The organism is Rahnella contaminans, assembly GCF_011065485.1.
GTDB classification, from domain to species: Bacteria; Pseudomonadota; Gammaproteobacteria; order Enterobacterales; family Enterobacteriaceae; genus Rahnella; species Rahnella contaminans.
Genome location: NZ_JAADJS010000005.1, coordinates 402387 through 414110, shown reverse-complemented (window position 1 = coordinate 414110; position 11724 = coordinate 402387). Strand labels below are relative to the sequence as shown.

The window sequence follows — 11724 nt, the reverse complement described above, 5'->3', positions numbered from 1 at the left end:
ATTTTTTGCCACCGAAGTGGCTGATATCGTCTTGTGAGTGCCCACACAGATTGTCTGATAAATTGTTAAAGAGCAGTGAGTTACGCGCTTTCGCTTGCTAACTCGAGGTGGCGTATATTACGCCTTCCTCATTCAGTGTCAACCGTTTATTTCATCCGGTTGCCGCTGTTTTTAATCTTTCCGACCCGGTTACTTCGTGATGTTGTTCACGTTGTTCCCTGTCGATGGAGCGGCATTATAGGGAGTTCTCAGCAAGCCGCAACCCCTAATTTCAATAATTTTATCAACCGTTCAGAAAAACATCGAATGCGCTAATTACGCTCAATGAATGAATAAAAAACGGGCTCCAAATCGCTTTGGAGCCCGTAACTGGCTTTTTATCCACTGATTACTGTCTTGCGACAATGTGATCATTTTCCACATCAACAGTAATTGGCTTACCTGGAATCAGATTACCTGACAAGATTTGCTGCGCCAGCGGGTTTTCAATCTCCTGCTGGATGGCACGTTTCAATGGACGCGCACCATAAACAGGGTCAAACCCGGTATTGCCAAGCAGTTCAAGCGCGGCATCGGTCAGCGTTGCTGAATAGCCGTGTTCTTCCAGACGTTTATACAAACGCTCCAGCTGAATCTTCGCGATATTTTTGATATGCGCATGACCCAGTGGATGGAACACAACCACTTCATCTATACGGTTGATGAATTCCGGACGGAAGCTGTGTGTCACCACTTCCATGACGGATTCTTTCATCTGCGCATAGCTCGCCTCGCCGAAATGCTGCTGGATAATGTCGGAGCCCAGGTTAGAAGTCATGATCACTACCGTATTACGGAAGTCGACCGTTCTGCCCTGCCCGTCCGTTAAGCGACCGTCATCCAACACCTGTAATAAAATGTTGAACACATCCGGGTGCGCTTTCTCTACTTCATCTAATAAGATGACAGAGTAAGGACGGCGACGAACCGCTTCGGTCAGGTAGCCCCCTTCCTCATAACCAACATAACCCGGAGGCGCACCGACCAGACGTGACACGGAGTGTTTCTCCATAAACTCTGACATATCGATGCGGACCATCGCGTCATCACTGTTAAACAGGAATGTCGCCAGTGCTTTACACAGCTCTGTTTTACCGACACCGGTCGGCCCGAGGAACAGGAATGACCCGATAGGTCGGTTTGGATCCGACAATCCTGCGCGACTACGACGAATCGCATTGGATACCGCTTCGACCGCTTCGTTCTGACCAATCACGCGGCTGTGCAGCTCCTCTTCCATACGCAGCAGTTTTTCACGTTCGCTTTCCAGCATGCGTGCCACCGGAATACCGGTCCAGCGCGCCAGCACGTCGGCAATTTCCACATCTGTCACACGGTTGCGTAACAGCTTCATGGTTTTACCTTCCGCCTGAGTGGCGGCTGCCAGCTGTTTTTCCAGTTCAGGGATTTTCCCGTACTGCAATTCTGACATACGGGCCAAATCACCCACGCGACGAGCTTGCTCCAGCGTGATCTTCGCCTGCTCCAGTTCAGCTTTGATATTCTGTGTGCCGGTCAGGGACGCTTTTTCCGCTTTCCACTCTTCTTCCAGCTCAGAATATTCGCGCTCTTTCTGGTTCAGTTCAGTTTCTAGCATCTCCAGACGTTTCACACTGGCGTCATCCGACTCTTTCTTCAGTGCCTGTTGTTCCAGTTTCAGCTGGATGATACGGCGGTCGAGACGATCAAGAGACTCAGGTTTAGAGTCCATCTGCATACGAATGCTGGACGCCGCTTCATCTATCAGGTCAATTGCTTTATCCGGCAACTGACGATCCGAGATGTAGCGGTGCGACAGAGTTGCCGCCGCAACGATCGCCGGATCGGTAATTTGCACATGGTGATGCAGCTCGTAGCGTTCTTTCAGCCCACGCAAAATCGCAATGGTGTCTTCGACAGAAGGCTCGGCCACAAACACTTTCTGGAAACGACGTTCTAACGCCGCATCCTTTTCAATGAACTGGCGATACTCATTTAACGTCGTCGCACCCACGCAGTGAAGTTCACCTCGCGCCAGCGCTGGTTTCAGCATGTTACCGGCATCCATCGCGCCGTCCGCTTTACCTGCACCGACCATTGTGTGCAATTCGTCGATGAACAGAATGACGTTCCCTTCCTGTTTTGCCAGATCGCTCAACAGGCCTTTCAGACGTTCTTCAAATTCACCGCGATATTTCGCCCCGGCAACTAACGCGCCCATATCAAGGGACAACACGCGTTTGTTTTTCAGCCCTTCCGGGACTTCACCATTAATGATGCGCTGCGCCAGACCTTCCGCAATGGCGGTTTTACCGACACCAGGCTCACCAATCAGCACGGGGTTATTCTTGGTACGGCGTTGCAATACCTGAATAGTCCGGCGAATTTCTTCATCACGACCGATGACCGGGTCCAGTTTGCCCTGTTCGGCACGCTCGGTCAGATCGATAGTGAATTTCTTCAATGCCTGACGTTGGTCTTCGGCATTCTGGTCATCCACTTTCTCACCTCCACGCATTTGATCGATAGCCACAGTAATCTTCTCGGCCGTTGCGCCGCAGGCTTTCAACACATCAGTCAAAGAGCCGCGGTCTTTCATGACAGCCAGAACGAAGAGTTCTGAAGAAATAAAGGTATCAGCGCGTTGTTGCGCCAATTTGTCACAAAGATTTAAAACACGTACCAGCTCATGGGATGGTTGAACATCACCACCGGTACCTTCAACTTGCGGCAGACGCCCCAAAGCCTGATCAACATCCGTGCGCAGTTTCTGGGTATCAACCCCGGCTGCTGTTAATAAAGGACGCACGGTTCCGCCTTCCTGAGTGAGCAAAGCACTCATAAGATGGACGGGTTCGATAAATTGATTGTCGCGCCCGAGCGCGAGAGACTGAGCATCCGCGAGGGCAAGCTGGAATTTGCTGGTAAGACGATCCAGACGCATAACACCTCCAATACTGAACAAAATTGCTACTGGAGATTAGATGAGGTCAACCCTCACGTTTTCAAGGTTATCTTGGCAGTATATTCGGAGGACAGCTGCTATGCGCGATGGATCGTCTTGATTCGACAGGTTATATCAGCCAAATTAAACTTGCCAGCCGCCCGGTAATTCCGTCGCGCCGGTAAGAGTAAAATTGGGTACTGTCAGACACGGTGCAATACTCGCCACCATAAATAGCCGTAACGCCCGCCGCCTGAAGGCGTAGCCGTGCAAGCAGGTAAATATCCGCCATGAATTTCTCACCCGCTGGCACAAATGCGGCCGATGATGCGGGATCAAAAGCCATAAAGACTCCACGCACTTCGCCCCCGACTTCAAACTGCGACGGCCCGATGGCTGGCCCGAGCCACGCCATAATCTTGTCCGGAGCTGATGCAAAACGGGAAACCGTATTTTCCAGCACACCTGCACACAATCCACGCCAGCCCGCATGCGCTGCTGCCACTTCATCACCAGCCTGATTACAGAAGAGAACCGGCAGGCAGTCAGCTGTCATTGCTGCACACACTACACCCGGTTCACAGGTATAAGCCGCATCGGCAACTAAAGCAGGAAGTGAAGGAGTTTGATGCGTCAGGTTAACAACATCGGTGCCATGAACCTGCTCCAGCCAATGCGGCGCAGACGGCAATTCACCGAGTTCGACCAGGCGCTGACGATTCGCCGCGACATGTTCAGGGCTATCTCCGACATGTCCGCCGAGATTAAGCGATCCGTAAGGAGGCAAACTGATGCCTCCCTGACGGGTTGTTGCACATGACCGCACCGATGCCGGTTGCGGCCATTGAGGCTGGATAAGCGAGCTCATTACCAGTTCATCTGATCCTTGAACTCTTCGGTATCGGCTTTGAGCGCATTGATCAGATCGACCATATCCTGAGGAAGCGGCGCATGCCATTCCATCTGGATACCGGTGACCGGATGATAAAGACGCAGCATAGTCGCGTGAAGAGCCTGACGATCGAATCCGCGCAGCATATTAATGAACGACTCGGAGGCACCTTTTGGCAGGCGCGGACGACCACCATAGAGCTGATCGCCTAACAAAGGATGGTTGATGTGTGCCATATGTACGCGGATCTGGTGTGTACGTCCGGACTCCAGGCGCAAACGCAAACGCGTATGAGCACGGAAATGCTCCATGATGCGATAGTGCGTAGTCGCCGGTTTACCCGTCGGATGGACCGCCATGTGCGTACGCTTGGTGGAATGGCGCGCAATCGGCTCATTCACTGTGCCGCCTGCCGTCATTGTACCAATCGCGACGGCTTCATATTCGCGGGTGATTTCGCGAGCCTGAAGTGCCGTCACCAGATGCGTTTGTGCCGGAACCGACTTTGCGACCACCATCAGACCGGTAGTATCTTTATCGAGACGGTGAACGATGCCACAGCGCGGAACGTCGATAATTGCAGGGTAATAATGAAGCAATGCGTTGAGCACTGTTCCATCCGGATTCCCTGCGCCCGGATGAACAACCAAATCGCGGGGTTTATTGATGACTAAAATATCAGTATCTTCATACACGATATCTAACGCGATATCTTGTGGCAGCCAACGCGCTTCTTCTTCAATTTGCGCATCGATTGCGATAGCCTCGCCACCCAACACTTTTTCTTTTGGTTTGGTCACTTTTTTGCCATTGACCGTGACCCTGTCTTCAAGGATCCAATCTTTTATGCGAGATCTTGAATAATCAGGGAACAATTCGGCCAAAGCCTGATCTAACCGTTGACCGAGTTGAGATTCGGCCACCGTTGCGGTGAGTTGTACTTGTTGTGCCATATGCAGCTTCTTGGTTAACGTTGGGTTTTCACGGCGATGCCGTTTAAAATAATGTGCTATTGTAGCTGGTCTTTGTCGGGAGCTTAACGGACAGTCTCCCAGAATAACACCTGAGGATAATCAAAACGTCATGACGCGTGTGAAATATCTGGTGGCAGCAGCCACGTTGAGCCTGGCGCTGGTCGGTTGCTCCAGTTCCAAAGAAACGGTTCCCGATAATCCGCCTAACGTCCTTTATGCGACTGCCCAGCAAAAGCTGCAGGACGGTAACTTTAAAGGCGCGATTGCGCAATTAGAAGCGCTGGATAACCGCTATCCGTTTGGGCCTTACTCGCAGCAAGTTCAGTTAGATCTGATTTATGCCTATTACAAGTCTGCTGACTTGCCAATGGCTCAGGCTTCTATTGATCGCTTTATGCGCCTGAACCCAACCCATCCCAATATCGACTACGTCATGTACATGCGTGGTTTGACGGATATGGCGTTGGATGACAGTGCACTGCAAGGATTTTTCGGTGTTGATCGCTCAGACCGCGATCCACAGCATGCACGTGCAGCATTCCGTGATTTCAGCCAGCTGATCCACTCGTATCCAAACAGCCAGTACGCCACTGATGCGACGAAACGTTTGGTATTCCTGAAAGATCGTTTAGCGAAATACGAGCTGTCAGTGGTGCAATACTACACTAAACGTGGCGCTTACGTCGCTGTCGTTAACCGTGTAGAGCAAATGCTGAAAGATTATCCGGATACGAAAGCAACGCACGACGCGCTGCCGTTGATGGAAAATGCCTACCGCGAACTGCAGCTGAACAACCAGGCTGACAAAGTCGCGAAAATTATTGCCGCCAATAGCGCAGCGTAATTTTACATGTCCGTACACAAACGGTAGCTCAGGCTGCCGTTTTTTTTGGGCTCTTTTTTGGGGGAGTGAAAACAGAAAGGATAAAAAAATGCGCGGCAAAATGCAGGAAAAAACCGAAACAATAGCGTACTGATCCCATCAATCATGCCTGCTCCGGCAGCAAGTCTCAAGACCTTTCCCGCCATAAATTACCCTGGGTCACAGAATCTTCAAGGTTGACAAAAAGTGACAAAAAACCGTGGATTTGAGCACGCATTTCACAAAAAAGGCTGGTATGTTGGATTCATCGGAGACGGAAAAAGAGAGGTAAGTCATATGACAGTTAACATTACCAGTAAACAAATGGACATCACTCCCGCGATTCGTGAACACATCGAAGGACGTCTGAAAAAACTGGATAAATGGCAAACTCAGCTCATTAACCCGCACGTAATCCTGTCGAAAGGACCTCAGGGATTTGTCGCCGATGCGACCATCAGTACACCGAATGGCACACTGGTTGCCAGTGCCACGCATGATGATATGTATGCTGCCCTTAACGACATGACCACCAAACTTGAGCGTCAGCTCAACAAAGCGCAGCATAAGGGTGAAGCCCGCCGTGCAGAATCCGGCGTCAAAGAACTCAATCTGGAACCGGTGCAGGAAGAAGAGGAATAACCGGGTTATCCGAAAAGGCAGTTCACAACGCGCTCTCAGGAGCGCGTTTTTTGTGCCGGAAAGAAATCCTTATTGACACAGGGAAAACCCAGCGGTTACTTTAAGACTCAGTTCAACTTTATGGAAACAACACCTACATGAATACCCGTCTGTTTTTCTTCGCATTCTTTTTTACCTTCCCCTGATTGGGAGGCGTTTCGTCGCGAAAGAATGAATGCGAAGACGAACAACAAAGCCTCCTGAAAAGGGGGCTTTTTTTATACCTGCGTTTCACACAATTTTGCTGAAAGAAAGAACATCAAAAAGGGTAATAACATGACCGAGAATTCATTACTGGCACTGCGCGAGCGCATCAGTGCATTAGATCTGAAACTGCTGGCCCTGCTGGCAGAACGACGTTCGATGGCGATTGAAGTCGCGCAATCCAAGATGCACTCTCACCGTCCTATTCGCGATAAAGAGCGCGAGATAGAACTGATTAATGCACTGATTCAGGAAGGAAAAAAACAAGGTCTGGACGGACATTACATCACCCGGGTTTATCAGCTTATTATCGAAGATTCCGTTCTGACACAGCAGGCACTTCTTCAGCAGCATCTGAACAAAACCAGTTCCGACTCCGCACGTATCGCGTTTCTTGGCCCTAAAGGCTCCTATTCACACCTCGCCGCCCGTCAGTTTGCTGCCCGTCATTTCGATCAGTTCATCGAATGCGGCTGCCAGAAATTCCAGGATATCTTCTCGCAGGTAGAAACCGGTCAGGCAGATTACGCAGTGTTGCCTATCGAAAACACCAGTTCCGGCTCAATCAATGACGTTTACGATTTGCTGCAACACACCAGCCTGTCGATTGTCGGCGAACTGACTAACCCTATTGATCACTGCGTTCTGGTCGCGACCGATACGGACCTTTCGCAGATCCAGACGGTCTACAGCCACCCGCAGCCGTTCCAGCAATGCAGCCAGTTCATCAACCGCTTCCCGCACTGGAAAATTGAATACTGCGAAAGCACCGCCGCTGCCATGGAAAAAGTGGCCGCCGCAAATTCCCAGCACATTGCCGCACTCGGCAGCGAAGCCGGTGGCGCACTGTATAAACTGCAAGTGCTTGAACACAATCTGGCGAATCAGAAGGAAAACATCACCCGCTTCATTATTCTGGCACGCAAAGCAATTGAAGTGACCGATCAGGTTCCTGCCAAAACCACTCTGATCATGGCGACAGGTCAGCAGGCAGGTGCGCTGGTGAATGCGCTGCTGGTTCTGCGCGATCAGGGCATCATCATGACGAAACTGGAATCTCGCCCGATTAACGGCAATCCGTGGGAAGAGATGTTTTATATCGACGTGCAGGCCAACCTGCGTTCGGAAGAGATGAAAAAAGCGCTGAAGGATCTGGCCCCGATCACACGTTCCCTGAAAGTGCTCGGTTGTTACCCCAGCGAAAACGTCGTGTCTGTCGATCTCTGACCGGTTATTTGAGCCAAAATAAAAGGGCGCTGCATCATGATGCGGCGCCCTTCTTTTTAACTGAATCAGCCGTTACTTACGGTTGTCGTTGGCCTGTCGCAATAACGCACCGCTTTCCTTCAGGAAGCGTGGCGCATAATCGCCAAACCAGTGCTCAACCTTTCTGAATTTGCTGATAAACGCGTCTTTATCACCGCTTTCCAGCAGCGCCAGCGCATCACCAAATCGCTGATAGTAACGCTTTATCAGTGCCAGATTGCTTTCGGAGGACATAATAATGTCTGCATAAAGCTGAGGATCCTGTGCAAACAGTCTCCCGACCATCGCCAGCTCGAGGCGGTAAATCGGCGAAGACAGCGCCAGTAACTGTTCAATCTGAACATTCTCTTCCGACAGATGTAAGCCATACGCGAATGTCGCGAAGTGGCGCAGCGCCTGAATAAAGGCCATGTTCTGATCGTGTTCAACCGCACTGATTTTATGCAACCGCGCGCCCCACACCTGCAACTGCTCCAGTAACCACTGGTATGCCTGCGGTTCGCGGCCATCGCAATACACCACAACCTGTTTTGCCAGGCTGCTGACATCCGGACCAAACATCGGATGCAGGCCAAGCACCGGGCCTTCGTGTACTGCCAGCATCGCCTGAAGCGGACGGTTTTTTACCGACGCCAGATCCACCAGAATGCAGTCATCAGGCAGTTTTGGCAGGCGGGCAATCACCTCTTCGGTCAGATGAATCGGCACGCTGACAATCACCATTCCGGCATCCGCCAGTAATGTTTCCGCCTGCGGCCAGTCTTCCTGCTCCAGAACCTTGACCTGATAACCGGACAACTCCAGCAGACGCGTGAACAAACGCCCCATCTGCCCGTTTCCACCGATAATCACTACCGGACGCAGCGCCGGATGCAACGTTTTAAAGCCTTTATCGTTTTCGCTTGAGTAGGACTCACGCATTACGCGGCGCAATACATCTTCAATCAGATCCGGCGGAACCCCGAGGTTCTGCGCTTCCTGACGGCGGGAGGCCAGCATTGCGGCTTCCCGTTCAGGCACATAAATCGGCAAACCATAACGGCTTTTGACTTCCCCGACTTCTGCCACCAGCGCCAGACGCCGTGATAAGAGATCTAACAACGCTTTATCGACGTCGTCGATCTGATCGCGCAACGCGTTAAGTTCTGCCACCATAAAAACTTACTCTCCTGCGATTCGTGCCGCCAGTGCGTCACCCAGTTCCTGATGCATGGTGCGTAACAGGTTTTCCGTGGTTTCCCAGTTGATACAGGCATCGGTTACCGACACACCGTATTTCATTTCTGAACGCGGTTGTTCAGAAGACTGGCTACCTTCGTTCAGATGGCTTTCCAGCATCAGACCCGTAATAGAGCGGTTGCCGGCCTTAATCTGATCAATTACGGACTGAGCCACAACGGGCTGGCGACGATAGTCTTTGTTTGAGTTACCGTGACTGCAATCTATCATCAAGGAAGGATGGAGTCCCGCGTCGCTCATCTGTTTTTCACACGCCTGAACGTCCTGCTCGCTGTAATTTGGCGTTTTGCCGCCGCGTAAAATCACGTGACCGTCCGGGTTACCCTGGGTCTGCAACAGACAAACCTGACCGGCCTGATTGATGCCAACAAACCGGTGCGCCATTTCCGCTGCACGCATAGCATTGATTGCCGTGCCCAGGCTGCCGTCGGTACCGTTTTTGAAGCCTACCGGCATGGACAAACCTGACGCCATTTCGCGGTGAGTCTGAGATTCTGTCGTACGGGCACCGATTGCCGACCAGCTGAACAAATCGCCTAAGTACTGCGGGCTGTTTGGATCCAGCGCTTCGGTCGCCAGCGGTAATCCCATGCCAACCAGCTGCAACAGCAAATCACGCGCAATGTGCAAACCGGCTTCAACATCAAACGTGCCGTCCATGTGCGGGTCGTTGATCAAACCTTTCCAGCCTACCGTCGTGCGGGGCTTTTCGAAGTAAACACGCATCACGATGTACAGACGGTCGCTCAGTTCCGCTGCCAGCGTTTTCAGGTGACGCGCGTAATCGAGCGCGGCGTCAACGTCATGAATGGAACAAGGGCCACACACCACCAGCAGACGAGGATCACGACCATGCACAATATCAGCGATGGTTTTACGTGCTTCGGAAATGCTGGTTTCGTCACTGACGCTTAAAGGAAAGCGATTCTTCAATTCTTCCGGGGTGATCAGGATTTGTTCGGCAGTGATATGAACATTATTCAGGGCGTCTTTTTGCATGATGGTGTTCCGCTTATCAGGAAAATGGGCTGCCATTGAGGCATCTGCGGACAACATTAACACAGCGCGTAAACTTATCAAGCCTTAGTTGTAAACTTAAAATTACCATTACCAGCCATTAAACCAGAATACGGAAAGTTAAGTTTACAATAATTCTTGAGGGGTTGAACCTGCTGTACCCTGGAAATTACACACAGTGTGAAGGGGTAAGGAAAAGTCAGATTGGGGAGTCAGAAAGATAAGGGGAATTTTACGGGATTTCCCTCAGCGTCCGGGCGGTTGCTGAGGGTGAAGAATTACAGATTGCGATCAAGCGTAATAAAGACCTGCCCTAACGCCGTGACTTCTTCCACGCCGCATTCGAAATGGCTGTCCTGCCGAGTCACTTTAATGCGATTTCCCGGGATACGCGCCACGTCATAGACATCCACATCGCCATCGATATTCAAAAGCCAGCGCCCGTTGCCCGGAATTGTGCTGCCTAAATCGATGATCCAGGAGTGATTGCCTTTAACGATGTAAGCCGGTTCAGCCAGAGAACCGTCCAGTAAAGAAGGATCGACTACCCACATGCCTTCCTCTTCTAAAGCGCCACCTCGCAATCTCAACTTTTTAAGCTGAAGCACACTTGCAGAAGCGGATGATCCTGCGGACGGCCCATCCTGCATATTCCCTTTGCCCGTTGCAAGCCAGCGCAGTGAAACACCGGTATCCAGCGCGCAAGCGACAACCACATCACCGGGGAAATAATCTCTTCTTACCCAGGTACTTATCGTTCCAGAGGATAACCCATACAGATCACCAAGTTCTTTCTGCATGCTAAAGCCGTAAGCCTGAAGCATACGCGTCAGAACGGCTTTCCCACCTTCGAGTTCATCTAATTGCATCTGGCGAAAACCCCTGGACCTGTAAATATCATCTTGACAACTTGCAAATGCAAGCTTAGATTGATTATGTAATGTACCAATAGAAAGCCATGATACCAAATTTACGGCGCAGTGGAGAATCCGCAATGCGTTCCTGAAGCAACAGGCGGCAAAGAGAGGAGGATCTCCTGCTCACGGAATGGGGTCATTGAGGAGGGGTTATGTTTTTAGGCACAGAGCAGCAGCGACTCACAGGCTTGCGCCAGATCGCGCATTTAAAGGAAACCTATTTTTCTGACAGAAAAAATAAACTGGAAACAATTTTTGATCAGGCTTCGGATAAATTGAAAACCACATTATGTTTCCATGCCGGACTTAAGCGCCGTCATACCTTATTGACGTATTCAGAATTAAAACCCGAGGAGCAATTAAAAATTGCTCAGGCCATATTATCCCTGCGCCATTTTACCGCGCGATATACAGGAGAATTTTGCTGATGGCAGACTGGATGGATGAATCCCAGGAATATCAGTTAACTGTTTTACAGGAACAAATCGCCCGCGCAACCCACACGACGCGTGCCCCGTCTGCATACTTCTGTGAGGATTGCGGGAGTGTCATTCCGGAAAAGCGCAGAAAGATTATTCCGGGCGTTCAGCGTTGTATTGAGTGTCAGGAGATTAATGAGCTCAGGAAAAAGAATTACCGCCCCGTATAAGTAACTTTTCTTTTTCAGTTTTTAATAAATTCATTCTGGAAATATTCCTTTTCCGGGAAGG

The 11724-nt window shown here is 50.8% G+C and carries 12 protein-coding genes and 1 other annotated feature; of the genes, 6 read left to right on the top strand and 6 right to left on the bottom strand.

All coding sequences use genetic code 11. From position 1 onward, the window contains the following. Positions 1 to 388: 388 nt before the first annotated feature. The 3 genes from clpB to rluD all read right to left on the bottom strand — a co-directional run bounded on the left by clpB (position 389) and on the right by rluD (position 4807). On the bottom strand, positions 389 to 2962 hold the full coding sequence (gene clpB / locus GW579_RS21175) for an ATP-dependent chaperone ClpB (protein WP_165061603.1): 2574 nt from the start codon (positions 2960 to 2962) through the stop codon (positions 389 to 391). A gap of 130 nt (positions 2963 to 3092) precedes the next feature. Then, complete coding sequence (gene yfiH / locus GW579_RS21170) at positions 3093 to 3830, bottom strand: purine nucleoside phosphorylase YfiH (protein ID WP_165061602.1); 738 nt, start codon at positions 3828 to 3830, stop codon at positions 3093 to 3095. After that, complete coding sequence (rluD, locus tag GW579_RS21165; RefSeq protein WP_152323970.1) at positions 3830 to 4807, bottom strand: 23S rRNA pseudouridine(1911/1915/1917) synthase RluD; 978 nt, start codon at positions 4805 to 4807, stop codon at positions 3830 to 3832. The genes yfiH and rluD overlap by 1 nt, the downstream gene beginning before the upstream one ends. Before the next feature lie 130 nt (positions 4808 to 4937). On the opposite strand from rluD, the gene bamD reads away from it, so the two are divergent. From bamD to pheA, 4 genes are all read left to right on the top strand, one after another. Continuing rightward, positions 4938 to 5672, top strand: coding sequence for an outer membrane protein assembly factor BamD (bamD, locus tag GW579_RS21160; RefSeq protein ID WP_104924502.1), 735 nt, complete (start codon positions 4938 to 4940; stop codon positions 5670 to 5672). 315 nt (positions 5673 to 5987) lie between these two features. Further along, positions 5988 to 6332, top strand: a complete 345-nt coding sequence (gene raiA, locus GW579_RS21155) for a ribosome-associated translation inhibitor RaiA (RefSeq protein ID WP_152323971.1) — start codon at positions 5988 to 5990, stop codon at positions 6330 to 6332. Positions 6333 to 6468: 136 nt separating this feature from the next. Beyond that, positions 6469 to 6593 (top strand) — a sequence feature (Phe leader region). Further along, a complete protein-coding gene (locus GW579_RS23970) occupies positions 6470 to 6517 on the top strand; it encodes a hypothetical protein (RefSeq protein WP_369794779.1) in 48 nt (15 codons plus the stop codon). (Overlaps the previous feature by 48 nt.) A 54-nt stretch (positions 6594 to 6647) precedes the next feature. Next, a complete protein-coding gene (gene pheA / locus GW579_RS21150; protein WP_165061600.1) occupies positions 6648 to 7802 on the top strand; it encodes a bifunctional chorismate mutase/prephenate dehydratase in 1155 nt (384 codons plus the stop codon). A 72-nt stretch (positions 7803 to 7874) separates the two neighbouring features. On the opposite strand, the gene tyrA is transcribed toward pheA, so the two are convergent. From tyrA to GW579_RS21135, 3 genes are all read right to left on the bottom strand, one after another. Next, a complete protein-coding gene (gene tyrA, locus GW579_RS21145; RefSeq protein ID WP_101078506.1) occupies positions 7875 to 8996 on the bottom strand; it encodes a bifunctional chorismate mutase/prephenate dehydrogenase in 1122 nt (373 codons plus the stop codon). 6 nt (positions 8997 to 9002) lie between these two features. Next, on the bottom strand, positions 9003 to 10079 hold the full coding sequence (locus GW579_RS21140; RefSeq protein ID WP_152323974.1) for a 3-deoxy-7-phosphoheptulonate synthase: 1077 nt from the start codon (positions 10077 to 10079) through the stop codon (positions 9003 to 9005). A 296-nt stretch (positions 10080 to 10375) separates the two neighbouring features. Next, positions 10376 to 10966 carry a phage repressor protein CI gene (locus GW579_RS21135; RefSeq protein WP_165061599.1) on the bottom strand — a complete coding sequence of 197 codons (591 nt, stop codon included), beginning with the start codon at positions 10964 to 10966 and terminating at the stop codon, positions 10376 to 10378. Between the two features lie 200 nt (positions 10967 to 11166). Between GW579_RS21135 and GW579_RS21130 the strand changes: the two genes are divergently transcribed. Both GW579_RS21130 and GW579_RS21125 read left to right on the top strand, forming a co-directional pair. Then, positions 11167 to 11442, top strand: coding sequence for a DUF5347 family protein (locus GW579_RS21130; protein ID WP_152323976.1), 276 nt, complete (start codon positions 11167 to 11169; stop codon positions 11440 to 11442). Further along, complete coding sequence (locus tag GW579_RS21125; protein ID WP_165061598.1) at positions 11442 to 11663, top strand: TraR/DksA family transcriptional regulator; 222 nt, start codon at positions 11442 to 11444, stop codon at positions 11661 to 11663. The genes GW579_RS21130 and GW579_RS21125 overlap by 1 nt, the downstream gene beginning before the upstream one ends. Positions 11664 to 11724: the final 61 nt, after the last annotated feature.